The 23,013-nt window shown below is 65.7% G+C and carries 24 protein-coding genes and 3 pseudogenes; 2 read left to right on the forward strand and 25 right to left on the reverse strand.

Features of this window, described 5'->3' with window-relative positions:
- Positions 1 to 11: 11 nt before the first annotated feature.
- The 18 genes from CRO07_RS19345 to CRO07_RS13475 form a co-directional block, all read right to left on the reverse strand.
- Positions 12 to 143 carry a hypothetical protein gene (locus CRO07_RS19345; RefSeq protein WP_268876256.1) on the reverse strand — a complete coding sequence of 44 codons (132 nt, stop codon included), beginning with the start codon at positions 141 to 143 and terminating at the stop codon, positions 12 to 14.
- Complete coding sequence (locus tag CRO07_RS13405) at positions 136 to 483, reverse strand: hypothetical protein (protein ID WP_097031196.1); 348 nt, start codon at positions 481 to 483, stop codon at positions 136 to 138. Before CRO07_RS13405 ends, CRO07_RS19345 begins: the two co-directional genes overlap by 8 nt.
- Entirely contained in the window at positions 480 to 1,106 is a 627-nt protein-coding gene (locus tag CRO07_RS13410; protein ID WP_097031197.1) for a DUF2460 domain-containing protein, read from the reverse strand. Before CRO07_RS13410 ends, CRO07_RS13405 begins: the two co-directional genes overlap by 4 nt.
- 9 nt (positions 1,107 to 1,115) lie before the next feature.
- On the reverse strand, positions 1,116 to 3,578 hold the full coding sequence (locus CRO07_RS13415) for a phage tail tape measure C-terminal domain-containing protein (RefSeq protein WP_097031198.1): 2,463 nt from the start codon (positions 3,576 to 3,578) through the stop codon (positions 1,116 to 1,118).
- Positions 3,571 to 3,804 carry a DUF7697 family protein gene (locus CRO07_RS19575; protein WP_456236509.1) on the reverse strand — a complete coding sequence of 78 codons (234 nt, stop codon included), beginning with the start codon at positions 3,802 to 3,804 and terminating at the stop codon, positions 3,571 to 3,573. The genes CRO07_RS13415 and CRO07_RS19575 overlap by 8 nt, the downstream gene beginning before the upstream one ends.
- Entirely contained in the window at positions 3,801 to 4,238 is a 438-nt protein-coding gene (locus tag CRO07_RS13420) for a hypothetical protein (RefSeq protein WP_097031199.1), read from the reverse strand. The genes CRO07_RS19575 and CRO07_RS13420 overlap by 4 nt, the downstream gene beginning before the upstream one ends.
- Before the next feature lie 2 nt (positions 4,239 to 4,240).
- Positions 4,241 to 5,179 carry a phage tail tube protein gene (locus CRO07_RS13425; RefSeq protein ID WP_097031200.1) on the reverse strand — a complete coding sequence of 313 codons (939 nt, stop codon included), beginning with the start codon at positions 5,177 to 5,179 and terminating at the stop codon, positions 4,241 to 4,243.
- A gap of 27 nt (positions 5,180 to 5,206) precedes the next feature.
- Entirely contained in the window at positions 5,207 to 5,629 is a 423-nt protein-coding gene (locus CRO07_RS13430; protein WP_097031201.1) for an acyl-CoA transferase, read from the reverse strand.
- Between the two features lie 47 nt (positions 5,630 to 5,676).
- The gene (locus CRO07_RS18440; protein ID WP_204840016.1) at positions 5,677 to 6,381 is read right to left on the reverse strand and encodes a hypothetical protein; all 705 of its coding nucleotides are present in this window, start codon (positions 6,379 to 6,381) and stop codon (positions 5,677 to 5,679) included.
- 219 nt (positions 6,382 to 6,600) lie between these two features.
- On the reverse strand, positions 6,601 to 7,239 hold the full coding sequence (locus tag CRO07_RS13435) for a DUF6441 family protein (RefSeq protein WP_097031202.1): 639 nt from the start codon (positions 7,237 to 7,239) through the stop codon (positions 6,601 to 6,603).
- Positions 7,236 to 7,550 (reverse strand): head-tail joining protein, encoded by a 315-nt coding sequence (locus CRO07_RS13440; RefSeq protein ID WP_097031203.1) that lies wholly within the window; start codon positions 7,548 to 7,550, stop codon positions 7,236 to 7,238. The genes CRO07_RS13435 and CRO07_RS13440 overlap by 4 nt, the downstream gene beginning before the upstream one ends.
- 11 nt (positions 7,551 to 7,561) lie before the next feature.
- A complete protein-coding gene (locus tag CRO07_RS13445) occupies positions 7,562 to 8,587 on the reverse strand; it encodes a major capsid protein (RefSeq protein ID WP_097031204.1) in 1,026 nt (341 codons plus the stop codon).
- Between the two features lie 47 nt (positions 8,588 to 8,634).
- Positions 8,635 to 9,015: a head decoration protein gene (locus CRO07_RS13450; RefSeq protein WP_036731554.1), complete on the reverse strand. Its 381-nt coding sequence runs from the start codon at positions 9,013 to 9,015 to the stop codon at positions 8,635 to 8,637.
- A gap of 73 nt (positions 9,016 to 9,088) precedes the next feature.
- Positions 9,089 to 10,399, reverse strand: a complete 1,311-nt coding sequence (locus tag CRO07_RS13455) for a S49 family peptidase (protein WP_097031205.1) — start codon at positions 10,397 to 10,399, stop codon at positions 9,089 to 9,091.
- The gene (locus CRO07_RS13460) at positions 10,399 to 11,907 is read right to left on the reverse strand and encodes a phage portal protein (RefSeq protein WP_097031206.1); all 1,509 of its coding nucleotides are present in this window, start codon (positions 11,905 to 11,907) and stop codon (positions 10,399 to 10,401) included. The genes CRO07_RS13455 and CRO07_RS13460 overlap by 1 nt, the downstream gene beginning before the upstream one ends.
- Before the next feature lie 2 nt (positions 11,908 to 11,909).
- The gene (locus CRO07_RS13465) at positions 11,910 to 12,122 is read right to left on the reverse strand and encodes a phage head-tail joining protein (protein WP_097031207.1); all 213 of its coding nucleotides are present in this window, start codon (positions 12,120 to 12,122) and stop codon (positions 11,910 to 11,912) included.
- Entirely contained in the window at positions 12,122 to 14,173 is a 2,052-nt protein-coding gene (locus tag CRO07_RS13470) for a phage terminase large subunit family protein (RefSeq protein WP_097031208.1), read from the reverse strand. Before CRO07_RS13470 ends, CRO07_RS13465 begins: the two co-directional genes overlap by 1 nt.
- The gene (locus tag CRO07_RS13475; protein ID WP_097031209.1) at positions 14,121 to 14,657 is read right to left on the reverse strand and encodes a hypothetical protein; all 537 of its coding nucleotides are present in this window, start codon (positions 14,655 to 14,657) and stop codon (positions 14,121 to 14,123) included. Before CRO07_RS13475 ends, CRO07_RS13470 begins: the two co-directional genes overlap by 53 nt.
- 116 nt (positions 14,658 to 14,773) lie before the next feature.
- Here CRO07_RS13475 and CRO07_RS13480 point away from each other — a divergent pair, with 116 nt between their 5' ends.
- Positions 14,774 to 15,001 (forward strand): hypothetical protein, encoded by a 228-nt coding sequence (locus tag CRO07_RS13480; protein ID WP_097031210.1) that lies wholly within the window; start codon positions 14,774 to 14,776, stop codon positions 14,999 to 15,001.
- Between the two features lie 137 nt (positions 15,002 to 15,138).
- Entirely contained in the window at positions 15,139 to 15,702 is a 564-nt protein-coding gene (locus CRO07_RS13485) for a DUF3489 domain-containing protein (protein ID WP_097031211.1), read from the forward strand.
- Between the two features lie 44 nt (positions 15,703 to 15,746).
- On the opposite strand, the gene CRO07_RS13490 is transcribed toward CRO07_RS13485, so the two are convergent.
- The 7 genes and pseudogenes from CRO07_RS13490 to CRO07_RS18445 all read right to left on the reverse strand — a co-directional run bounded on the left by CRO07_RS13490 (position 15,747) and on the right by CRO07_RS18445 (position 22,927).
- The gene (locus CRO07_RS13490) at positions 15,747 to 16,367 is read right to left on the reverse strand and encodes a hypothetical protein (RefSeq protein WP_141400069.1); all 621 of its coding nucleotides are present in this window, start codon (positions 16,365 to 16,367) and stop codon (positions 15,747 to 15,749) included.
- Positions 16,368 to 16,457: 90 nt separating this feature from the next.
- On the reverse strand, positions 16,458 to 17,786 hold the full coding sequence (locus CRO07_RS13495) for a site-specific DNA-methyltransferase (RefSeq protein WP_097031213.1): 1,329 nt from the start codon (positions 17,784 to 17,786) through the stop codon (positions 16,458 to 16,460).
- Positions 17,783 to 18,289: pseudogene (locus tag CRO07_RS13500) on the reverse strand (DNA-methyltransferase); the annotation flags it as partial. The pseudogene CRO07_RS13500 and the gene CRO07_RS13495, both read right to left, overlap by 4 nt.
- Before the next feature lie 138 nt (positions 18,290 to 18,427).
- Positions 18,428 to 19,911: pseudogene (locus tag CRO07_RS13505) on the reverse strand (IS3 family transposase); the annotation flags it as partial.
- Positions 19,912 to 20,028: 117 nt separating this feature from the next.
- Positions 20,029 to 20,787, reverse strand: a pseudogene (locus tag CRO07_RS13510) (ParB/Srx family N-terminal domain-containing protein); the annotation flags it as partial.
- Between the two features lie 425 nt (positions 20,788 to 21,212).
- Complete coding sequence (locus CRO07_RS13515; RefSeq protein ID WP_097031214.1) at positions 21,213 to 22,235, reverse strand: sensor histidine kinase; 1,023 nt, start codon at positions 22,233 to 22,235, stop codon at positions 21,213 to 21,215.
- Positions 22,235 to 22,927 (reverse strand): hypothetical protein, encoded by a 693-nt coding sequence (locus CRO07_RS18445; RefSeq protein ID WP_141400070.1) that lies wholly within the window; start codon positions 22,925 to 22,927, stop codon positions 22,235 to 22,237. Before CRO07_RS18445 ends, CRO07_RS13515 begins: the two co-directional genes overlap by 1 nt.
- Positions 22,928 to 23,013: the final 86 nt, after the last annotated feature.

Below are 23,013 nucleotides of genomic sequence, written 5' to 3' on the forward strand. Positions count from 1 at the left end.
TTTGCATGGGATTACCCGAGGGTTGAGAGGATAAGGATCAGGATGGCGACCGCGAGGCCGATGCGCAGCCGGTGCGCAAAGGCCTGACCGGGGTCGGCAGGATCGCAGCGCAGCGAGCGGGCAAGGCGAAGGATCTCATGCATCGGCGTCATCCTTCCCGGCGCGGCGGAGCCTCGCGAGGATCAGTTCGATGAAGGCGGCGCCGAAGACGCCGACCAGGTAGGCGGCCGAGCCGACCGCCCCGCCCGCGGCGACGGCGCCATCGGGCAGACCGAGCCAGCCCGCCACGATCACGATGGAAAAACTGCCCATCCCTGCGGCGATCAACCCGCCGAGCAGGACATGGCGCAGGGCTTCGCGCAGCGCCATCCGGGTGGTCAGGGCATTGGTGGCACCGCCCAGCGCGCCCCAGAAGGCCAGCATCAGCGCCGTCGAGGCGGCGATCTCGCGCCAAAGGTGGGACCAGAAGGATTCGTCGTTCATGTGCGGATTTCCACGAGAGGGATCGAGGTGATCGAGCCGAGGCGTTCGAGGTCGAGGGTGACGTCGAGAGCATCCGTGTCGAAGCGGACGGGGACGTCGAACTCGAAGCCCGCGGTGATGTCGACGCCTGCGACGGGGGCCGTGGTGAAGGTAACGAGGCCGGTGGTCGTGGAGACCGACCAGCCGGAGGCTTGCGGCGTGCCGTTCAGGGCGATGGTCACCGTCCCGGCGACGGGCTTGGTGATCGCCCGCGTCCAGGACTGCGCGCCGGAGGTGTAGCGTTTGGTCAGCTGGAAAAGGGTGGCCGCCCCGTTCCCGGTCCCGATGGGCTGGTCGGTCGGGTCGGGCATCTGCGATGGCAGGCAGGACTTGAAGTCGGCCCAATCCTTGAAACGGAAGCCGTGTAGGCGGCCGTTGCGGGCCTCGAAGAAGGCGACGACCGCCGCCAGATCATCGGCGCGGCGGATGCCGTAGGCGACATCATAGCGGCGGCGGCTGTTGGCCCAGCTGGCATTGCGTTCCTCTGCCCCGCTCGCCAGTTCGACGATCTGGGTGCGCCGCTCGGGGCCGCCCCGCGCGCCCCGGCTGATGTTGTCCGGAAACCGGACCTCGTGGAAAGCCATAGCTGATCCTCACATGCCGCGCCGACCCAGCGACACGGCGCGGGCGATGTCGCTGGCGACCTGCGTTCGGGACTGGCGGAAGCTCTGGGCGTCGCGGGCGTTGATCGTGACGTTGATGGTGGGCGCACCCGCCCGGCCGTACCCTGCCGCCTCCTGGCGCGAGAGAACCCGCTCGCCGCGCTGCAGGATTGCGGGGACCTCGTCGGGCCGCAGCCCGGCCCAGCCGCCGTTGTGCATGCGCGGGGCACCCGCAAAGGCCAGCGCCGGGACCATCCGGCCGGGACCAGAGGCACCGACCGTCCCGCCCGCATGCAGGATGTTCGCGAAAATCCCACTCGCGCCGCCCAGCGCGCCGGAAAGGGCATTGGCGATGGGGCCGAGGATGAAGCGACGAGCCGCGAGCTTGGCCAGATCGGCGATCATCGACGTGACCAGATCGCGGAAATCGAGCTTGCCGGTCTTCACGAAGTCGCCGATGGCGTTCTCGGCCGAGGTGAACGCGCCCACGAGCGCGCTGCCGATATCCCCGCCGATGTCGCGCGCCTTCGCGGCGTAGTCGGCGAGCGCGGCAGTGACGGCTTGCCAGCCGGTAAGGGCCGTGTCCGCGCCGTCGACCGCCGCAGCGCCCGCATCGCGTGCCGCGCCGCCTGCTCCTTCGGCGGCGGTGGCGGTGTCGTTCAGCCCGGAAGTCAGGGCATCGGCAGAAGCGGCCGCATCCGCCAGCGCGGTTTCTGCTTCGGTCCCCGTGCCGGTCACCGCATCCTTCAGCGCCTGCCAGCTGGCGAGCGGCCGACCGGCGGCATCGGCCAGCATCCCGGCCGCTTCGCGATAGCCGTCGGCCCGGGTGCGGGCATCGGCAGCCATGGCCCCGAGGCCGAGGTCAGGCGGTTCGAGATAGCTGCGAGCCAGCGCGGCGGAAAAGGCGTCCGCCGCCGCAGCGCCCGCAGCCGTCGCGGCACCCTCGAAGGGATTGCCGATGCGCCCCAGCTCTACTGGGTCGAGAACGCCGATCCTCACGCCGCCTTCGCCGGTGGCCCATTCGGGCAACAGCGCGAGGGCCGCGTTCAGGGTCTCGATGAAGCTGTTGATGCGGGTGACAACGCCGTTCAGCATCGCCTCGACACCCGAGATCAGCCCGTTTGCCGCCTGGAAGGCGAAGTCGCCGATGGCGCCCGGCAGACTGCCCCAGATCGCCACGGCCGCATCATACGCCCCCTGGAAGATCGCGGCTGTCCGGTCGCCGAAGCTGACGACGCCCGCGATGGTGCCTTCGAGCGCAGAGAGACCAGCCGCCTTCAGGCCCTCCCATCCGGCCGCCATGCGGGCGAGTGCGGCGTCCAGCGACAGGCCGATGCGGGACCAGACCTCGCGCGCCAGATCCCCGAGCAGCCGGAAGGCTTCGCCCACACCGCCGACCCGGGCCACCAGCTGCGAGAACTGATAGACCAGCTCGCCCGCGCCGACGATCAAGGCGCCAATGCCGGTGCGGATCAGGGCACCGCGGAAGAAGACCAGGGTTGTCGCGAGGCCGCGCGCGGAGAGGGCTGCAGCGGCGAGCCCTGCGACCCAGCGCCCGGCCATGACAGCGGCGAAGGTCGCGGCATAGGAGGCAAGTCGGCCGAGGTTGCCGATCAGCCCGTCGATGGCCGACCGCAGGATGCCACCGTCTGACGCGAGGGCGACGAAGGCATTGGCCAGCGCTTCGATGGTCGGGGCTACGGCGACGGCGATGCGGTTGCGCAGACCATCAAAGACCAGCGACACAGTGCCGAGTGCGAGTTGCGTGCGGCGTAGGGCTTCGAGGGCGTCGCTGTCCAGCACAGCACCGAGTTCGTAAGCCTGGTCGCCAAGCCGCGCCATCTCGGCTCCGCCGTTCCGCAGAAGCGGCAGCAGGCGGGTCGCGTCCGAGGCCATGGCCTCGAGATAGAAGGTCATTTCCTGCTGGCTGAGACCGGCGCGTTCCAACGTGTCGACGTAAAGTTGCAGTGCCTCAGGGCCGGAAAGGCGGGCGAACTGGTCGGCGGTGACGCCCACGCGCGGGGCGACGTTCTCGAAGAAATCCGCCATCGGCCCGCCGCCGGTCTGCAGGAAATCCCCCACCCGGTCGTTCACGTCCTTCAGGATGTCGGCCAGCTTCTCCTGCTCGATGCCCACCGTCCTCGCGCCAGCCGACCAGCGCTGCAACGCCTCGGGCGTCGCATTGGCGACCTGTGCGAACTGCCGGATCTGCGCGGCACTCTCGGTGGTGGAGCGGACGATCAGGCCGAGCGAGGCCGTGGCAGCGGCAGCAGCGGCCCCGAGGGCAAGCCCCGCCCGGCGTGCGAAAGCGGCCAGCCGGGTGTTGGCCAGTTCCATCTCGCGCGAAAGGCGGCCAAAGCCGCGGGCCCCGGCTTCGCCGACGCCTTCCAGCTCGGCGCGCACGCGCCGTCCGCCCTCCGCCACGAGGCGGACGGAGACCTTCTTCTCAGCCATTCCGGCGTCCTTCCATCTGCTCGTTGAGTTTGCGCACCATCACCGCCTCGACCTCAGGCAGCAGTTCCGCGGCGATCAGGGCGTTGACGCCCAGCGCCTCTGCCAGTGAAAGCGCGGCGCCCATGTCCCATCCGATGACGGCCCCCGGTGCGATGCGCAGCTGGCCGCCAAGACGCTGGGTCAGGTCCCAGACCTGCCAGCCCTCGACCGTCTGCGGCCGGTTCAGTCTTGCGGGGCAGTCCGGGCAGGGGTCCGCGCAGGCCGCGCAGTAGCCGCCGCCCCCGCCGAAGGACCAGTCGGCGAGGGCGCGGAGGCGTTTTTTTCCTGATCCAGCATCAGGCCACGGGCGACGTACTGCGCCTGGAAGGCCTCGAAGACCGGCCAGATTTCGAGGAGGGCGTCGATCCCGGCCGGGCTGACCGGCAGGAGGTTGCCGTCATCATCGCCGACGCCTTCCCATTCCAGCACTGCGCGGCGGGCGACGGACTTGGCCATGGCCAGCGCCATGTCCTCCTGGCTGGAGGTTTCCGAGAGGCCGTCGATCATGGGGTCGGCGCGGGCGGAGACCATCAGCGCGGTGGTCAGAGGGGCCACCAGGACGCGCAAGCCGGGCAAGAGGTCCAGCCATTCGGGGCGGTTCGACAAGTTCAGGCGGATCATGATCAGTATCCTGTGACGGTGTTGACGAGGACGGCGGTGCACATGCGGGCGGGGCTGGTGGCGCGGGCCGCCTGCCAGTCGAAGGTGGCCTGGATGCCCTGCGGCCCGGGGATCTCGATCCGCGGGACGGGCAGGTAGACGGCATGGGCGGTGAAGGTGAAACTTGCATTCGCCCCAAGGCTGTAGGCGAACTCGAGCTCGCAGGGCGTGCCATCGATGGCCTGGGTGACGAGGGCGCTATCGGCGAAACGCACCTCGATGCGGCCGGTCAGGGCCGCCATGCCGGGATCCGCCCCCTCGATCTTGCCGTCGTTGCGGATGGTCTCGATCCGGTCGAGGCCGTTGGCATAGGTGATCTCGGCCGAGACGACGTTGCCCAAGGCGGTGCCGTTGCGCTTTACCACCCCGTTGAAATGGCCGAAGCGCTGCAGGCCGAGCGCGGTCGGGGTGCCTGCAGCCGTGGTGGCAGCGATGGCCTCGCCTTGGGCGATCAGCCGGGCGGTGGCGGTCAGCAGGCCGGAGCGGTTCATCTGCCACGACAACTGGTCCATCACGCAGCCCGCATACATCGCAAACCGCGGCACCTCGGGCATGGCCACTTCGATGGCCATCGAGGGCAGGGTCCAGTTCCCCGATTGGAAGGTATGGGTCTTGGGCGTGGTCCCCGTCGTGGTCGGGGCACCGAAGGCCGCCTTCAGCCAGAAGCCGAAGGCCTCCACATCGATCGGCACCACGACCTCGCCATCGGCGGTGACCGCGTCCTTGATGGGGGCCAGGGGATCGCGGCCATAACCGAGAAGCTCCGAGTTCAGCAGGGGCTGTTCCGCGCCCAGCGTGGTGCGGGCAAACGGCATCAGCCGATAGCCGCTGGCGGGCGGGGTGCCGTAGACGGTTTCGAACGCAAGCGCCATCTGCGCCCGCGCGCCGTGTGCGCGTGCCATGGAGGTCTCCTGTGGATGTGGGGAAATTCAGGCCAGAGGGCCGGTCGTGGTGTAGTGAAGGACGATGGTGATCACCGCCGCCTTCAGCGCCGCGGCGCCCTCGACGGGCAGGTCGACCGAGGCCGGGGCCTCGGCTTCGACCCAGTCGCAAAGGCCGCCCAGCGTCCGATCACCTTCCAGCGCCGCGCCGATGGCGGCGATCAGATCGTCGAAGGCGCTGGCGCGGCCGCTGCCCGCCTGGACCACGACCTCCAGCTCGGCCCGGTGCTGGTAGTGATACCGCAGGGGCGACAGTGTCACTTCCGGCTCGCCCGGTTGGCCGTCGCGCAGGATGATCAGCCCGGCCGCGGGGATCCGCTCCGGCAGCACCTCGTCACGCAGGGTGAGGGCGGCAAGCGGCTGCAGCCGCGCATGCAGCGCGGCGAGGACGGTTTCGCGGGTGGTGGGCATTTGTGTGTAGTGAGCCAAAAAATAAATTAGCTGACGCAGATTTGGGCCTATTTGCCCTTTTTCCCGACAGATTGGGAGGCGAGAATCAACCGCCAAACCATTCCATTTTCGCCAGCGACAAGATCACGACAAGCCTCATAGTCAGACTTATCAAGTTCATCTATGTGGGCCGCTCGATTCCTGAATTTTGACGTCAAGGTCACTAAAGACTTGTGTAGACCACTTGGCTCAAGAAGCCAATTGGAACCCGGCCAATCAGCAAGAAGACTGAGAAAAGCGCGTATTAGCGGACTGTTTTCGCGTCGTGATTGACTGTGAATTGTGGTCTGCAAGAAGTGCGAAAAAACTCCAATCTCTGGAGGTTTCCCGTCTGGCCTTGAACAGAACTTCGCCACCCTGCCAATGTCTTTGTCATTAACGTCCTCCCCAAGCGACGCTCCAGCAGCCTGCTTTGCAAGGGGAATGATAATTCGCCTTACGATCTCGACTTCAACAGCCTTGCAAAGACCAATTACTGCAGGAGACCACTCAAGATCTGGATCATCTCCTAGTCTTTCAGAGAGTTTCTCGCTTGTGGCGAGAAAACGAATGGCCTCTGGTGTGAGCTTCGCCAATCGAGTGTCTTTTGCGAGAAGAAGCTCTTCCTGCCTCTTTATCGCACTCTCATCGACCAATGCGCGCAGGGTCTCGGCGAGTTGGTCAATTCGATCTTCGTCCGCCCCTGTGCCAGACTTTATGTCGTAGATCGACAATAGCCTTCCATAACAGCCGTTACACAAACGTTTGTCCCAATCTCCTAGATAAATGGTGATTAGCTTTGATTTCTTGGAGCTGCTGCAGCGAAAGCAGTCAAATGCGGTGGCTTCTTGAAACCGAAACTGCTGAAGTGGGCCTCTGGCTTCGTATGTCTTTATGATCGACGAAGGTACGGGCTGCATGCGTCACCATTCTTTGCTAGAGCTTTCTCGAAACTACATCCCGCTCGAGCCCCGATCCACCCAGTTTGCAGCAATTCGCCCCGGCACGCCGTCCATGGCCCGTTCGGCATCCCGCGCCAGATCGAGCCGCTTGCGCAGCTTGACCTGCGGCACCAGCAGGAAGATCGGCACGGTGGTCAGCCCACGGCCGGTCTTCGCGCGCGACGCCACAGCCCGGCCTTTCGAATTCAGCCGCCCCTCGGCGACCAACAGGCTCGGGCCCCGGCGGCGATAGATGAAGCGCAGTCGCAGCCCCGTGCGGCGTTCCCACTCGCCGGGGGTGATCCGGCCGCCGCGGGTGGATTTTCCCGCGGCCGGGGTGGGGATCGCCAGCCAGAAGCCTTGGCGCGACCGGATCAGCGGCCCCGCATCATGCGCGCCGACAATCACCGGGGCATTCGACCAGACCAGCGCCGCTGCGTTCAGGCTCTCGCCGCCCTTGGGATAGGTGGCAAGCCGGATCGAATTGCCGAGCCTAGTGCCCAGCCCCGCGCCGGTGATTTGGCCGCGCCAGGCGGATTTGAGGCCCGCGCCTGCCACGCGCATGGCGGCGGTGACAGCCTTTTCACCGGCAGCGATTTCCGCCTGCATCAGGGCTGCAAGGTCGGGGCTGATTTCCAGCTTCAGTCTCATGCTGGCCTCAGTTCGAGTGTCCAGATCAGCCGTTCGCGATCCCGTAGTGGTTCTCCCTGGATGACATGGCTGTCCGCGCCGATGACGATCACGTCTCCCGGAAGCGGGGCGGGCAGGTCTGCCACACGCACATCCACCACCGTCGTGTCGCTGACGAACCGGCCAGCGCCGAAGTCGGTCACGCGATCCGGGGCGCGGCGGATGATGCGGATCGGGCGTTCCTCGGAGGTGGTGGCCGAGATCCAGAGGGCCGGGGCCGCCATGGAGGCATGGGTGAAGATGCGGTCCATGGCGGCGGCAAAGACGGACATTCGTGGACCCGTCAGTTCGACGTGTGCAGCCGGATCGCCAGCCGCGGCCGCTTGTTGACCGGCAGGATCGAGGCCTCGGTCATGACGTCGATCCAGCGGCCCTTCTCGTCGAGATGCTGACGCGCATAGAGCGGCAGGCCGATGGTGTTGGCGGTCTCGAGCAGGTTCGCCGGGCCGCCATAGGTGGTGAAGGTGTCCATCGTGCCCAAGGGGAAGGCGATGCCCTCGTTCGCCGGGACCAGCCGTTCGGGGACCTTGGTCGAGAGGGTGACGGTGCCGGAATATTCCTCGAAGAGGATCCCGCCGAAGGGGAAGTTGCGCCGCACATCCTCGCGCAGGGGCTGGGCCCCGGTCGCGGCGTAGAACTTGTAGGCCTCTTCGGTCTTCGGATGCGCGATCAGCTTGTCGAAGAACTCCCGGCTGACCAGCGCATGGACGCTGGTCATCGCCTCGCCCAGCAGATTGTCTTCGATGGCTCGCAGCACCTCGCGGACCTTGCCCTGCACGTTCGTTCCAGCCGTGCCCAGCACGAAGTCGACGGAGATCTGCGCGAGGCCGAATTCGGTGAAGTAGTTGTAGAGGGTGGTGCCCGCACCGTCCTTCACGATCCCGCGCAGGGCATTCATCTCCATGTATTCGCGGGTCTGCGCGTGCTTGCGGCGCATGAGGAGCAGCTTGCGGTTCATCACCTCGACCAGCGGATCGGCCGCGTCGAAGGCGCCGCCCAGCGCGGGTTGGCCCTGGATGTCGGCGGGGAGGACCACGTCATCATGTGGGATCCACGGCAGGGCAAACGACCGCATGGAGCGGCCCTCGCGGGTGCCGACGGTGGCGGGGCCGCCGAGGGGAACGGAGGGCAGGAGGCTGAGGACGCCTTCGTATTGTTCGATGATGACCGAGCGCTGGCTGACGCCTTCAAAGCGGAAGAGGCCGATCTGGGCGAGGCGGGTGTAGAGGTTGGGCAGGATGTTGATGGCCTGCGTCATCTCGGCCAGCGAATAGCCGCCAGCGTCGAAGGGATTGCGGACGAGGGTCATGGGATGCTCCGGGGGATGAGGGGATGGGCGCGGCCGGGTAGGCAGCGTCAGACGCCGTCGCGGGCGACGATGCCGACGGCGGCCAGCTGGGTGAGCTTCGCGGCGATCTTGGTGCCGTCATCGACCGTTGCGCCGTAGGCGAGGGCTGCGCGCGACACGATCGAGGGACCGCGGACCAGCACAATGCCCGTGGCATCGGCCAGCGTGGCGTCGACGGCGTAAAGCAGGACAGCCGTGGCGACCTGCGACCCGTCGGCCCCGGTCGCGGGCGACAGGGTATACTTGCCGCTGGCCGTGATTTTCCCGAGCACCGAGCCGACGGGGTAGGGCAGGCCCGCGAGGAGCGTCACCACCTCGCGGGTGTAGTTCGGGTTGACCTCGTATTTGAGGACGTCGCCCATGCTGGGCGGTTCCGTCAGGACGGGCATGGTTCAGTCTCCACGATGTTGGGGGATGGGGTGCGCCGCGCGATGACGCAGCGCGGGGTGGTCCGCGCCGGTATCAGCGCGAGGCGGCGGCGGATTTCTTGGCGGCCGCGACGATGGGGCTTTCCTTCGCGCCAGCCGCCGGGGCCGTGGCGATGATGCCCGCGGCATCGCTGCGGGCAGCGAGATCGGCCAGGACCTTGGCGCGCAGGGCCTCGGGCTTCACGCCCTTGGCCACGGCTTCGGCGGCGTCGATCTGGATGCCGAGGCGTGCGGCCTGTGCGCAGACCTGCGCGACCTCCGCCGCCTCGGCGCGGATCGCTTCGGGTGACATCGCGGCCGCCGTGGTTTGCACCGGCGCGACTGCCGCGGGCGGGGTTGGTTCCTGCGGCGTGCTGGCAGCAGGCGCGACCGCAGGCTGCGCATGGTCTTCGGGGGCGGTGGTCATCATCGAGCCCTTTCCTCTGGGGGTGATTGTGCCGCGATGTGCGGCGGTGAACGCGCGGAAGGCGGTGACGGGATCGGCCACCTCGTCGGCAAGACCGGCAAAAACCGCCGCCTCGCCGCGGAAGACGGCGGCTTCGGTGCCCAGCGCGCGTTGGGTGTCGAGGCGCTGGCCGCGGCCCTCGGCGACGGTCTCGGCAAAGAGTTGGCGGAGGTCTTCCAACTCGCCCGCGATCCTGGCTCGGACGGCCTCGGGCAGGGGCTGGTAAGGGTTCGCATCGACCTTGCGAGCGCCAGCGTGGATCAGCGTGACGGCGATGCCCTTCTGGTCGAGCGCGCCGCTCATGTCGCTGTGCATGGCCACGACGCCGATGCTGCCGACGGCACCAGTGCGAGGCAGGATGATGCGGTCTGCTTGTGAGGCCAGCGCATAGGCGGCGGACAGGGCATGGTCAGCGACGAAGGCCTGCACGGGTTTGACCTGCCGCGCCGCCCGGATGCGGTCGGCCAGGTCAAAGGCGCCTGCCACCTCGCCGCCAAAGCTGTCGATGTCGAGCGCAATGCCGCGGATGGCAGGGTCAACCACCGCCGCCTGCAGCTGGGCCGCGATCCCCTCGTAGGAGGTCAGACCGGAGGATTGCCCGATCCAGGCCCCGCGATGCACCAGCGTCCCTGCGATTTCGATGACCGCGATCCCGTCGACGACGGCGAAGGGCTGGCCGCCGTTCCGGGCCTGGCGGCTGGTCAGGTCGTCGCCAAAGAGCGACGCCCGGGTTGGCATGGTGGCAGCGGCCTGATCCGCGGGATCCACAGCCATACCCTCGATGCTCACCACCCGCCCCACGATCCGAGGGCCAAGCCCGGTCAGGAAGGCCAGTGCCTTGGCAGGATCGACCATCAGGGGCGTGTTGAAGACGCGCTGGGCGATTTGGGTGTGATGCATCATCCCTCCTCCCTGGTCCGGGGCTCCCGGTCCTCGCTGTCGTCGCTCTCGCGCTGGTCCTGCTCGTCAGGGCCTGTTTCGCTGCCCTGTTCCTCGCCGCCGGTAGTTCCCGCCGCCTGCGCGGGGGATCCCGGCCGCCGGAAGTCGAGGCCGAGTTCCGCCTCGCGCTTGCGTTCGGCCGCGATTTCCCGGTCGACCTGCTCGGCGTCGTAGCCGCGTTCGGCGATGGCCTGCGTGCGGGATTTCAGGCCTGCCTCGATCTGCAGGATCTCGGCCGCGGCATCCTTGGCAGGGTCGATCCAGTCCCACTTGGTGGGGAGCCAGTCGCAGGCAAGGTATGCGCGCCGGTCAGTGGCATAGCCCGGCAGGTCGATGGCGCCCGCCAGCACGGCCATCTCCATCCAGCGCGTCCAGACGGCGCGGCAGAGCTGATAGACCATCACCGAATGCTGGAAGGCCGAGATGCGGCGGCGGAAGTCGACCAGCGCGATGCGCGTGTTCGAGAAGTTCCCCTTCGCGGTGTCACCTGTGAGGTAGCCGTAGGGCACGCCCAGCGCCGCGCCGACCTGCAGGAGCGTGCGGTACTGGAAGGGCTCATAGGTGCTGCCCGAGTCCGGGGTGGATGGCGTGGTGACATCTTCGCCCGGATCCAGCCGCACCACCTGTCCGGGTTCGACCTCCAGATCGTCCTCGACCGGGTCGAGGGCGGTTTCCGGGGCGGGCGAGGTGATGAACATCGCGAACATCGCCGCGGTCTTCTTCCGCTCCAATTCCGCATCGTCGTAGAGATCGAGGGTGAAGAGCTTCACCACTGCCGCGGCGAAGCGCGACACCCCGCGCAGCTGGCCCGCCTCGACCGGGTCCAGAATGTGGATCACCTCGGACGCGGGCACGCGCACCGTTTCCCCGGCCAGCCCCGGATCGGTCATGTCGCCCGGGTGGCGGCGCAGGAAGTGGTACGCCACACGCCGACCGATGCCGTCGAACTCGATCCCCTGCCGGATCGACCCGGCACCGGGCAGAACGCGGATCATGTCCTGGGGCAGCATTTCCGAGGGCAGCATCTGAAGCTGCATCGGCACCGTCAGACCAACTTCGGGACGCCGGGCGCGGATGCGCAGGAAGACCTCGCCAGCAAGGAACACTTCGCGTGCGGCGCGGCGCTGAAGGCCAAAGAAATCGGTCAGACCCTCGGAATCCGCCTCGTCGGTCCAGGCGAGCCAGAGCTTCTGCAATTCCTCCTTCTTCGTTGCATCCGCGATCTTCGACGAGGGCTTGATGCCGTCGCCGACGACATGGTTCGCGAAGGCGTCGACCGCGTTGGCCGCGTAGCCGTTGTTCCTGACCAGCCAGCGCGCCCGGGCGGTGATGGTCTCGCCCGAGGCCGCGATCAGCGTGTTCACATGCGCGCGGGTGGCCCGGAACCCACGCATGCGCCGATGGGACTGCGCCGCGTCGAACCCGCCGATGATGGACCCGAGCCGCGCGCGGAAGGCATCCAGCACCATGGTCACAGACCCTTCGTGGCGACCGTGCCCCAGCGGCGGCGGCGTGGCGTGGCCGAAGCCGCTGCAACCCGTGCCTCGAGATCGCGAACGGCCGCCGCCAGTTCGGCATCCGAGCCATAGGTCACCGTCTTGCCGTCGTAGCTGACGCTGCGCAGCCCGGCGAAGCGGGCTTCCTGCAGCGCGGTCAGCAGGGCCTGCATGCGGTCGAGATCCATCAGTCCCTCATGAAGTTCGGGGTGTAGGTCCGCCGTTTCCGGCGTGGCGTGGTCAGGGTTCCGGCCTTGGGCTGGGCCGGGTCTTGTGTAGCGATGTCGGTCGCGGTGGCCGAGGGCATGCGCGTATCGACGCCCGCCTGCGCCTCGAGTCGCCGCCAGGTCGCCTCGTCCCATCGGTCGGCGCCGAGGATCCACACCGCAGCACGGGCGTAGACCCGGCAGTCCAGCGCCTCGTTCCGCTCGCGCATCTTCTGCCATTCCTGATGGGCATAGCCGCGCTTGTTGCGGATCGTGACCAGCTGTTCGGCCACCAGCTGCTTCAGCCATTCGGTGTCGGCCCAGCCGGGCAGGTGGATTGTGCCGGGGGCGTCGAGCACACCAGTGGCGCGATTCTCATCCGAGGGCCGTTCGATCCGCAGGAACCGATAGGTCTCCGCCTTGAACGTCGCCGTGGCCACAGACCAGAGCCGCGCACCGCGGCGCAAGCGCTTCCCGCCGATGGTCGCATCGACATATGTCGGCCCCGAAACCGGCGCGGCCCGGTTGAAGCCCTCGAGGCCCTTCAGCGGTGCCACCTGTTCGAAGCCGACCTTGCGCGACCAGGCATAGACGGCCGCGGCCTCGTAGCCGGTGTCGATCCCGAGCCGCGCCACGGTCATGAAGGCACCGTTGGAATGCTGCCAGCTCTTCCCCAACAGCGTGGTCAGCTTGTCCCATGCCGCGGGATCGTCAGGCCCGCCCGGGATGACGATGTGATCGACGAGCCAGCTTTCCATTCTCCGGCCCCAGGCCCAGATGTCGACCTCGATCCGGTCCCTTTGGACGTCGGCCCCGGCGGTCAGGAACAGCCCCGCCATGGGCACGGTGCCCGGCTTCCAGGCTTCGCGCCGATCCGCCAGCCGCTGCCATTCCGGAGCGTCGCCGCTCTCGACCCATGTCTCGCCAAGAAGCGTGTTGCGCGCGGCGCGCAGCGTCTCGTCCGACCCTTGGGCCGCCAGCCATTCCCGCGCGACGTCGGACCAGCTTTTCCACCCGAGCGGCGAATAGAGCGCCGAGAGGTGGAAGCCGATGGCCTTCGGATCCTTGGAAACCGCCGTCGCCCGCCATTCGCCGCGGGCCAACATCTCGGTCTTGTGGTGCTCGGCGATGGGACGCTCGCAGCCCTCGCAGTGATAGGCGGCGGTTTCCGGTCGGCCCTTCGCCCAACGCAGGCGGTCGAATTGCAGCCACTGCATCGCGCCGCAATGCGGGCAGGGGACAAAATAGCGCCGCTGGTCCGATGCCTCGAACTCCCGCTCGATGCGTGACAGCCCCCGGATCGTGGGCGTCGAGACCATGAACACCTTGCGCCGGTGCGAGAAGGTCGTCGTCCGCGCCTCGGCCAGCGTGACCGGATCGCCCTCCTCGTCGGCCGAGGCCGGGTAGGCGTCCACCTCGTCGAGAAAGACGTAGCGCGCGGGCATCGACCGCAGGCCGGTCGCGCTGTTCGCCCCGGTCAGCACCAGGATGCCGCCGGGGAATTCCTTCGACAGCATCGAGTTGCCCGCATCGCGAGACCGCGCCGGGTTTACCCGTTCACGGAGTGCCGGGCTGTCCGCGATCAGGGGGTCAAGACGACCGCGAGACGTCCGCTTCGCCAGTTCCAAGGATGGCAGCACCGCCAGCATCGGGCCTGGCGCGTGATGGATGACGAAGCCGATCCAGTTGTTGCCCGCTTCCGTTGCCCCGACCTGCGCCGCCTTCATGAAGGTGATGCGCTGCGCCGGATGGCCGGGCGACAGCACATCCATGATCTCGCGCAGATAGGGCGCGCGGGCGGTGCGATACCGCCCCGGCTCGGCCGCGCCCCGCGACGACAGCCAGCGATGCTGATCCGCCCATTCCGATACCGTCAGGTTCGGGTCGGGGCGCATCCCCTGTCGCCAGACCCGAAGCAGGTCTTCAGCGCCGTCGAAGCCGAGGTCGAGGCCTTCGGTCAGATCGTTGTCATCGTCCTCATCATGCAAGCGAGACCCGGAGGTCGGCGAGGGCGTCGAGCTGTTCGCGGACATGGGCTTCCAGCACCCTCTGCATGATCGCGGTCTCGATCGTCACCGATGCCCCGGATTGCCGTTCCACCTCCGCCATGATCTGCGCCGCCATCAGCGCGGCCACCCGTCCGGGCCAGGTCACCCAGACATCCCGTTCCTGCCGCGCCAGGCGAAAGACGAGGGTTTCCGCCCGCGCGCGGTCGACCATCGTGCCCTTCTTCTTCTGCACGGCCAGCTGGCGTTCTTGCGCGGCGTAAACCGTCAGCGCCGTGCGCGCCTTGATGTAGGATGTCGTGTCCCCGGGGCCGCTGGCCAGCCCATCGCCACCAAGCGACCGGCGTTGCTGGTCGGGGTCCGTCATTTCCGCCCGCCGCACATCCGAGGCCGCGGCATTGATCGACCCGTCGTCATGGACCACCAGCCGCCCGTTCTTCCGAGCCTTCTGGACCCCGCCGCGCGACAGACCGGAATGGGCCGCGTACTCGCGTTCGCTCATGCCTTTCATGGCGCAGATAACCCGATCAACCCAATGATATCGCTTGGTATTCAGTTGATTAGACAGCGCGATAGAGCGAGTCTGATCTCGAGGAAACGATCCAACTCAGCGAAGGACGCCCCGCCATGACCACCCGCCGCGCCAGCGACAATTCCAAAGCCCTCGACGCCTTCATCGCCGCCAAGGCCGAGATCGACATCATGCTGGAACGCCTGAAGGCCCTCAGCGACGACCACTTCGAGACCCACCCCGACGAGATCCATTGGGGGCATGTCGGGACGCTGAAGAACTACGCGAGCCTGCTGCGCCAGATCACCGACAGCGCCTTCAAGGAAGGCGAACACGCCGCCTGACGCGCCCACGCGGCGCGACGGCCGCCCCGTCCGAGGACGGGGGTGAGCCCGGACCGTGGCCCCAGTGGGGCCGCGTAAGCCGGGCGAACGTCCGTAGAAGGCACGCACACCGCGCGCCCACAGCCACGGAGGCCCCGATGACCACCCCGTCCGACACCCAGTCCCTGATCCTGTCCCGCGCAGCGACCCGGCCCGGCAACCTTGCCCTGCCGCTGCCCGAGGGGCTGGTCGGCGCCGCCGCCAAGATGGTCGTCGGCAAGATGATCGCCCGCGGCTGGCTCGAGGAGGTCGAGGCGAACCTTCGCCGCGGCGAGCCGATGTGGCGCGAGACCGGCGACGGCCACGGCACCACGCTGATCGCGACCGAAGCCGGGCTGGAGGCCATCGGGATCGAGCCGTTGGCGGCCAGTGCTGTCGCCAGCGCGCGGAAGGCGAAGCCGAAACCGGAACCGGTGCAGATGCCCGACGACACCGGCACCGCGAAATTCGTCACCATCCGCGCTGGCACCAAGCAGGCGCAGATCATCGCCATGCTTCAGCGCCCCGAGGGAGCGACGGTCGCCGAAATGGTCGACGCCACCGGATGGCTGGCACATACCGTCCGCGGCTGTATCTCGGGGGCGCTGAAGAAAAAGCTGGGTCTGCCCATCGCCGCGGAGAAGGTCGAGGGCAGGGGAACCGTATATCGCCTCGTCAAATAGGCGAATTCTCAGGGCGGAGCCAAATGGGTTTCAGTAGGGCCCGCCTATGTGCATAGGCCAGCCCAAGGACGAACATGCCGCCACCACTCCAAAGGAGTGAGAACCCTGATCGGCAATAGCCTCAACTGGTCGCGCTTCTTGATAATTGTCCGCCGATCTCTTGTGCAGAAGACGTCACATTCGAGGCCGACTGCATTTCCGATCAGTTCCCGATCCGCCTTGTCGGGCAGTCGGCGGGTGAAAGGCGCATCGATCATGCGCCGCCCGACCACGGAAGCGTAAGCGATCGCTTCGTCTTCAGGCGAAATCAACTCTACAGCGAAGTCTCGCAGCCGCTGGCGGTGTTCGGGATCGGGCGTATTGTCAACCTCATCAAGCGTCTTTCGGGATGCCATGATCGCCCAGTTTGCCCGCCTGCCAACGTAGAAGATGTGCATTAGCGCTTCGAGATCCTCGGCAAGTAACGCGTCCTCGATACTCGGTAGCGGCTGTTGCTCGAAAATCTGGTCTGGGTAATTCACGAGCAGGTTCACAACATTCGTGTCGAGAAAAATCCGCCCGGGTACGGCGTCATAGGGATAGGCCCTGCAATCCGCACTATGTTCGGCCTCACTGCGATAAAGGATCCAGCGCCGTCTGGTTTCATCCCAATGTTCGATTCCCAAGGATCCACCATCTCATCCGGAAGCTGATGGCATGGAGAATAGACTTGGTTTGAGGTTGATCCAAGCCTCCAACGGCCCGACAAAATGGCGCTACTCCACCGTCAATCCAGCCTTCCTTCCCGTCGCCATCTCCCACCGCCGCACCGCGACGTCGCAGTAGACCGGGTCCAGTTCCACCGCGCAGCAGCGTCGTCCGGTGCGTTCGGCGGCGATCAGCTGGGTTCCGGAGCCGCAGAAGGGTTCGAACAACAGATCGCCAGGATCGGTGAAGGCCTCCAGCACCGCCTCTACCAGCGCCACGGGGAACACGGCCGGGTGCGATCCGGCTGCGCCAAGTCCGCCCTTGTGCCGCATGATCCGGAACACGGAGTCCGGGATCCGGTGGCTCTGGATCGCGTTGCCGAAGCCGGTCTTGCGGTGGACCGTGCCGTCGGCCCCGCGCAGGCCGCCGCCGCCGAGGGTTTCGCCCGCGTGCTTGCTCTCGACCGTCTTGTTCGGTTTGCGGGGCTGGCGGTTGAAGTGGAAGATGAACTCGTGCGAGGGCGCGAGGCGGCCGTTCCAGTCGCCGGGCAGGCCCGGCCCTTGGTCCCACACATACCAGCCAAACCGCCGCCAGCCCTGCGCACGCATCCAATCGAGCCAGCCCTCCCAATACGGAACCCACTCGCCATCGCGATGGACGAGGCCGAGGTTCACCAGCAGCTGGGAATCGGTATTGACCGGCGCTGTGGCGAAGACACCCTGCATCAGCGCATCCCAATCACCGACCTTCTCCTTCGCCGCGCCATAGTCGCGCTGCTGGGCGTAGGGCGGGGAGGTGAACATCAGCGCTGCCTGCGCCCCATCCATCAGCCGCGCCACCACGGCCGGGTCGGTCGCATCGCCGCAGATCAGCCGGTGGTCGCCCAGCGCCCAGATATCGCCGGGGCGGGTGATCGGGTCAGCCGGGGCCTCCGGGATGGTGTCGGCCGCGTCATCGTCGATGGGCGCTCGGCCGTCGGCATCCTGCAGCAGCGCGTCCAGCTCGTCCTCAGGGATGCCCATCAGCCCGAGGTCGAAGTCCTCGGCCATCAGGCCCCGCAGTTCCTCGAGCAGGAGTGCCTCGTCCCACCCGCCCAGTTCGGTCAGCTTGTTGTCGGCGATGCGATAGGCCCGCCGCTGCGCCTCGGTCAGATGGCCCAGCACGATGACCGGCGCCTCCGCCAGCCGGAGTTGTAACGCGGCCAAGACGCGACCATGGCCCGCGATCAACTCGCCATCTGCGGCGACGAGGCAGGGGACGGTCCAGCCGAACTCGGCCATGCTCGCGGCGATCTTTGCCACCTGGTCGGCGTCATGGGTCTTGGCATTTCGGGCGTAGGGGCGGAGACGGGCCAGCGGCCAGTGCTCGATCCGGCCGGGCAGGAGGGGCGCGTTCATGCCGCGAGCCGCTTTGCCTTGAGGGCGGCGAAGCTCTCGCCAGTTTCCACCAGCACCGCTTCCTGGCCGGTGAAAGATTGCCAGCGTTCGATGGCGACATCGACATAGGCCGGGTTCAACTCGACCCCGAAGCAGACCCGGCCGGTGGTTTCCGCCGCGATCAGCGTGGTGCCGGATCCCATGAAGGGCTCATAGACTGCCTGGCCGGGGCTGGAATTGTTCAGGATCGGGCGGCGCATGCATTCAACCGGCTTCTGCGTGCCATGCACGGTGTCGGCGTCCTGATCCCGGTTGGCGATCTGCCACAGCGTGGTCTGCTTGCGGTCTCCGGCCCAATGGCCCTTGCCCGTCGCGCGCACCGCATACCAGCAGGGTTCATGCTGCCAGTGGTAATCGCCGCGGCTGAGCACCAGCCTGTCCTTGGCCCAGATGATCTGCGACCGGATGACGAAACCCGCGGCCACCAGGCTGTCGGCCACGGTCGCGGCATGCAGCGCGCCATGCCCGGTGTTTGTCAAAGGAGTTGTCGCCTGCTCTTGTTTTCAGGCTGCTCGTTCGACCGGCCCGGCCATGGGTCCGCCGCCGCCAGCTTGATGGGGGAGCGCGTCGGCGGACCCATGGCCTCCGCGCCCGGCATCTGGCCGTTCCGGGTTCAGCCAGACCGAGCCGATGGGTTGCCAGTTGCGGGTCTTGCCTGACCAGCGCTCCGGGTGCGCAGCGCGGGCGAATTCATAGACCCGGTGGCGCTCGGCCAGCAGCGCCTTGTCCTCGCCGCGGTGGCGCTGGTCGGGGGTGACGAAGCGGATCGCGCTGTGACGGTGCTCGGTGTTGTACCAGCGCACGAAGCTCTGGACCCAGGCCCGTGCCTCGTCGATCGTCGCGAAGCCCCGGGTCGGCCAGCGGGGCGTGTACTTGCAGGTCCGGAACAGCGCCTCGGAGAACGGATTGTCGTTCGATACCCGCGGCCGGCTGAAGGACGCGATGACGCCCAGCCGCTCCATCGTCACCTTCATGGTGGCGCCCTTCATCGGACTGCCGTTGTCCGCATGGAGTACGAGCGGGCTGGTCAGGCACCGCTCCGACCAGACGGCGCGCTTGAGCACCTCGGCCGCGAAGTCCGAGGCCTCGCGCTCGTGGACTTCCCAGCCAACGATCTTCCGGCTGAAGATGTCGACGATGAGATAGAGATAGAAGAAGGCACCGGCGATCGGTCCGGGCAGCCACGTTATGTCCCAGCTCCAGACCTGGCAGGGCGCCTTCGCCTCGAAGCCGGTCGGCGGTTTCTGGCGTGCCGCCGGTCGGGCGCGGCCCCGGCGGTGGTTTTGGCCGCGCTCGCGCAACACCCTGTAGATGCTGGATTCCGATCCGATGTAGATGTCTCGGTCGGCCAGCCGGGGCACGATCTGGCTTGGTGGAAGACTTGCGAACTCGGGACTGGCACAGGTCGCCACGATCCGGTCGCGCTCCTCTTCCGAGAGTTTGTTGGCTGGCGCCGGGCGGTGCGCGGACGGACGGCGATCCTCGCGGATCCCGCCCTCGGGATCCTTCCAGCGCTGCAAGGTGCGGCGGCTCATCCCGAGTGTGGCGCAGGCGGCCCCCAAACGAGCTCCTGCCGTCGTCGCTTCGCCGATGAGGGCGACGATGTGCCGGCGATCCGAGGCAGACGTCATTCCTCCGCGCCTCCCTCTGGGCCCCAGATCGCCTCGGCCTTTTTTCTGAGGATCATCAGCGCCGCCGCCTCGGCCAGCGCCTTCTCCTTGCGCGCGAGTTCGCGCTCCAGCTGCTGGATGCGTTTCTTGTCGTCCCGCGTCTCGCGCGCGATCCGGCTGGTCGCCGCCCGTTCCCAGTCGTTGGCGCGCGCGCACGCTTCGCGCCACACGACGAGTTGCTCGAGGTAGATGCCACGGCGCCGGCAGTATTCGCCCAGCTCGGCCTCGTTCAGCGAGGCTGTCTCGATCACCGCCGCCAGCTTGTCCTCGGAGGTCCAGCCCTCAGGCCCGGCGTTGGCGTCGGGCAGGAACTGCCCCTTCGCTCGCGCCTCCGCCCGCCACTTGGCAAGCGTGGCCACGCTGATCCCCTCCTCCTTGGCCAGCTGGCCCAACGGTATCTTGTTCGGCGGAAGCATCTTTCCGAGAACCGCCGCCTTTCGTTCTGGTGAATACGCCAACTCGTTGTCCTGTCCCGCCCGCCTCAGAATACACTTGCGGTATCAGAGCGGGCGACAACTTCCCTGACAGAGGGGGTGCCAGACATAGGCGACGTCACCGGGGAACAGCGCCCACGCTTCGCGCCAGTCGGCGCGGTCGTCGTTCAGCACCTTGCCGGTGCGTTTCGTCTTCGCGGCCCCGGCCTGGTTGCGCCAGGAGGGATCGTATTCGACGCCGTAGGGCGGGTCGGTGACCATCAGTAGGGGGCGCACATCACCGAGCAGATGCCCCACGACATCGGCCGCGGTGCTGTCGCCGCAGATCAGCCGGTGTGCGCCCAGCTGCCACAGGTCGCCCGGCACCGACACCGGTGAGACCGGCAGCTCCGGAACGTCGTCCGCACCCTCGACCGGACCATCCCCGCCCAGCGCCTCCGGATCCCGCAACAGCGCGTCAAGCTCATCGTCGCTGATGCCGAGCAGGGTCAGGTCGAAAACCTCGGCCAAGAGCCCCGCGATCTCGTCGCGCAGCAGGGCCTCGTCCCATTCGCCCAGTTCCGTCAGCTTGTTGTCCGCGATCCGGTAGGCCCGGCGTTCGGCCTCGTCGAGATGGCTGAGCCGGATCACCGGCACCTCGGTCAGCCCGAGCATGGTGGCCGCCAGCACCCGGCCATGGCCCGCAATCAGCTCGCCGTCGTCGGCAACCATGCAGGGCACGGTCCAGCCGAACTTGGCCATACTGGCGGCGATCTTCGACACCTGGTCGTCGCCATGCATCTTGGCATTGCGGGCATAGGGGCGCAGCCGGGCAATCGGCCAGGATTCAACCTGGCTCGGCGCGAAGACGAGGTCCATGGGATGGGGCTCGGGATGTGGGGGACGGAAAATGAAAAGCGCCCGCGAGAGGTATCCTCCGGGCGCAATTCTTCGATGATCAAGGGGTAGGTCAATAGGGGCAGGTCTGTCAACCTGAAAAGTGAAGTGGATTCAACGGCTTCTCAGGAACTGACTTTCCGGGGTGGCTTCCGGCCACCTGGCTTCCCCGAAGGTGGCTTCCCTGGCTTCCCGCCGGGAATCCACCATGGCCAGATCGTGATTCCGCAAGCCGCTGATCTGACTCAAGATTTCCGGCTCCGGGTCGCAAGGTTGCTTCCGCCTGGCTTCCCCGGTGAAAATGCCTCTCGCTAGCAAACCGCCGCGCTGCGCCCCCCCGCATACGTTCAGCGCCTGGGAGGAACCAGAGGAGGGGTTAGTGGGTGGGTGAATTCACCCAATCTAAATCACGCCTTCGGGAGGCGAACTGAGAAAACAATCTCACGACAGCTTCCTTTCCCAGTCATTATCTCCCGTTCACCAACAGTAACATCTATAGAGCCATTAAAGCTGGTTACGATCTGACTGCACAAAAACAGTCCCAACCCTGAGCCAGAGTCACCTCGATCACGTGTTGCCTCACCACGATAACCACGTTCAAAAATCCGCTGCTTCTCGTACTCCTTAATTTCAGGTCCAATCGAACTGACAGAGAACGAGATATTTCCGTCCTCTTCTGAAACACTTACGTCAATGCTTCCGTTGTGAGGAGAGTATTTAATTGCATTGTCGATCAGAATGTATGGTACAATCTCAAGTATATCAGGGCCGCGAGATGTTGAATATGAGCTGCCATTCAAGGATATTTGAACGCCTGACCGCTCTGCCATTGGGCGAAATGATCTAACAACCTTGTCAACCTTTCGGAAGACCTGAACATTCGTTTTCGCACGCTCTTGTAAAGGATCCCCAGAGAAGTCTATCATGTCCACCCGGATCCGAAGCATGCTCTGGGCTGCAACAATATTGTCGATCAGACGAATAGCGCCATTGTCTCTAGGTAGCGCCTGTATTGAAAGTTTCGCTTCCTCCGCTGCATGATAAATTACGCCAGATAGCCTGCGCATGTCGTGAACAACTAGATTAAGGTCATTATGGTAGCTTGCTGCAAAAGCTGCTTCCAGACTTTCTAGGGAAGCAACGTACTCTTCTATCCGCTTCACTGTCATTTGGGCTGGTACTGCAAGTCGGTTCTTGAATACTGCAAGGCTAGGGATCGCGCCTGGAAAGCAGAAACGTGTCCCGTCGTTGCCTATACGTACGAGTGCCATGTAACCAAAATCAATCTTGTGCCAGCCAGCTGTGCGAAGGGCGGCATAGGACGATATTTTGGATGCTCCTGCCAGGTCGGCTGGTAGATTGAAGATGGCGCCAGGGTAATACCGAAAGGAATCGTCCGGCTTTGAAACAACGCAGTCGAGTGCGAACATTAGCTTCCTGTAAATGCCCTAAAGATTGCGCTAGAGACGAGGCCGTTAATAACGTCGACCGCAAACTTACTCAGCCCTCGCTTGGCGGCGACCTCCGTTAAATCATCAAAGTTAGATTTTCCGGAGATAACAGATCTCACATATGCATCCTCCAGTATCAACAGGGCCTTGGTATCTATGCCATCGTCGACGAGAGATCTGCGAATGCGTAGCCATATCTTCCGTTGATCGGATGCATCTCTGATCAAGCTGTCGAGCGCTTGGGTCCACTCGTCATTGTCAGCATCTTTCTTGATGAACCTGTCAGCCAAAGCTATGGCAGCTTTTGCCTGCTCAGAGCTTGCAGATGCCCCTGAGTAGGCGGCAACCATTATTGATGGGTAATTGTGGCGTATCTCACGAATAAGCGTTGCGCCCTGCTTCCGATCGTCAAAATTCAGACCAACTCCCATCAGATCACAGAGTACAATGGGGTAGGCCGAAACTTCATCGATCTTCTTGATGTCACCGATTTCAGCAAATCGATAGCCAAAGTTCTTTAATGTGCGGCCTGCATCAAACGATTGATCATCAACAACACAGATTTCAAACCGAGCTCGGCGATCCTTGGGGAGCGCCTGAGCAGTTGTATTCGCTACAGGCAGGTCTGCCAGCGTGCGATATCTACTAATTAAGCCTAAAGTCAATTTCATCTTGTCGTGCCTCTGGCCTTGTTTTCGGTCTTGTGTGTCTGTCTATGGGCGATGATGGCATTCCAAGTGTTTCGATGGGTCGCGAC

Origin of the sequence: Cereibacter ovatus, assembly GCF_900207575.1 — a bacterium.
Taxonomy (GTDB): domain Bacteria; phylum Pseudomonadota; class Alphaproteobacteria; order Rhodobacterales; family Rhodobacteraceae; genus Cereibacter_A; species Cereibacter_A ovatus.

Excerpts from the sequence above, each read along its gene's own strand:
- CRO07_RS13465 (WP_097031207.1), bottom strand. The coding sequence starts at position 12,122 with ATGGATCTCGACCGCATGCAGGCCCTGCTGACCGCGCTGCAGGAAGCC.
- CRO07_RS13425 (WP_097031200.1), bottom strand. The coding sequence starts at position 5,179 with ATGGCACGCGCACACGGCGCGCGGGCGCAGATGGCGCTTGCGTTCGAA.
- CRO07_RS13410 (WP_097031197.1), bottom strand. The coding sequence starts at position 1,106 with ATGGCTTTCCACGAGGTCCGGTTTCCGGACAACATCAGCCGGGGCGCG.
- CRO07_RS13460 (WP_097031206.1), bottom strand. The coding sequence starts at position 11,907 with ATGGTGCTGGATGCCTTCCGCGCGCGGCTCGGGTCCATCATCGGCGGG.
- CRO07_RS13470 (WP_097031208.1), bottom strand. The coding sequence starts at position 14,173 with ATGTCCGCGAACAGCTCGACGCCCTCGCCGACCTCCGGGTCTCGCTTG.
- CRO07_RS18445 (WP_141400070.1), bottom strand. The coding sequence starts at position 22,927 with ATGAAATTGACTTTAGGCTTAATTAGTAGATATCGCACGCTGGCAGAC.
- CRO07_RS13420 (WP_097031199.1), bottom strand. The coding sequence starts at position 4,238 with ATGATCCGCCTGAACTTGTCGAACCGCCCCGAATGGCTGGACCTCTTG.
- CRO07_RS13480 (WP_097031210.1), top strand. The coding sequence starts at position 14,774 with ATGACCACCCGCCGCGCCAGCGACAATTCCAAAGCCCTCGACGCCTTC.
- CRO07_RS13475 (WP_097031209.1), bottom strand. The coding sequence starts at position 14,657 with ATGAAAGGCATGAGCGAACGCGAGTACGCGGCCCATTCCGGTCTGTCG.
- CRO07_RS13415 (WP_097031198.1), bottom strand. The coding sequence starts at position 3,578 with ATGGCTGAGAAGAAGGTCTCCGTCCGCCTCGTGGCGGAGGGCGGACGG.
- CRO07_RS13435 (WP_097031202.1), bottom strand. The coding sequence starts at position 7,239 with ATGAGACTGAAGCTGGAAATCAGCCCCGACCTTGCAGCCCTGATGCAG.
- CRO07_RS13485 (WP_097031211.1), top strand. The coding sequence starts at position 15,139 with ATGACCACCCCGTCCGACACCCAGTCCCTGATCCTGTCCCGCGCAGCG.
- CRO07_RS13430 (WP_097031201.1), bottom strand. The coding sequence starts at position 5,629 with ATGCCCACCACCCGCGAAACCGTCCTCGCCGCGCTGCATGCGCGGCTG.
- CRO07_RS13515 (WP_097031214.1), bottom strand. The coding sequence starts at position 22,235 with ATGTTCGCACTCGACTGCGTTGTTTCAAAGCCGGACGATTCCTTTCGG.
- CRO07_RS13450 (WP_036731554.1), bottom strand. The coding sequence starts at position 9,015 with ATGCCCGTCCTGACGGAACCGCCCAGCATGGGCGACGTCCTCAAATAC.
- CRO07_RS13405 (WP_097031196.1), bottom strand. The coding sequence starts at position 483 with ATGAACGACGAATCCTTCTGGTCCCACCTTTGGCGCGAGATCGCCGCC.
- CRO07_RS13445 (WP_097031204.1), bottom strand. The coding sequence starts at position 8,587 with ATGACCCTCGTCCGCAATCCCTTCGACGCTGGCGGCTATTCGCTGGCC.
- CRO07_RS19345 (WP_268876256.1), bottom strand. The coding sequence starts at position 143 with ATGCATGAGATCCTTCGCCTTGCCCGCTCGCTGCGCTGCGATCCTGCC.
- CRO07_RS13495 (WP_097031213.1), bottom strand. The coding sequence starts at position 17,786 with ATGAACGCGCCCCTCCTGCCCGGCCGGATCGAGCACTGGCCGCTGGCC.
- CRO07_RS13455 (WP_097031205.1), bottom strand. The coding sequence starts at position 10,399 with ATGCATCACACCCAAATCGCCCAGCGCGTCTTCAACACGCCCCTGATG.
- CRO07_RS13440 (WP_097031203.1), bottom strand. The coding sequence starts at position 7,550 with ATGTCCGTCTTTGCCGCCGCCATGGACCGCATCTTCACCCATGCCTCC.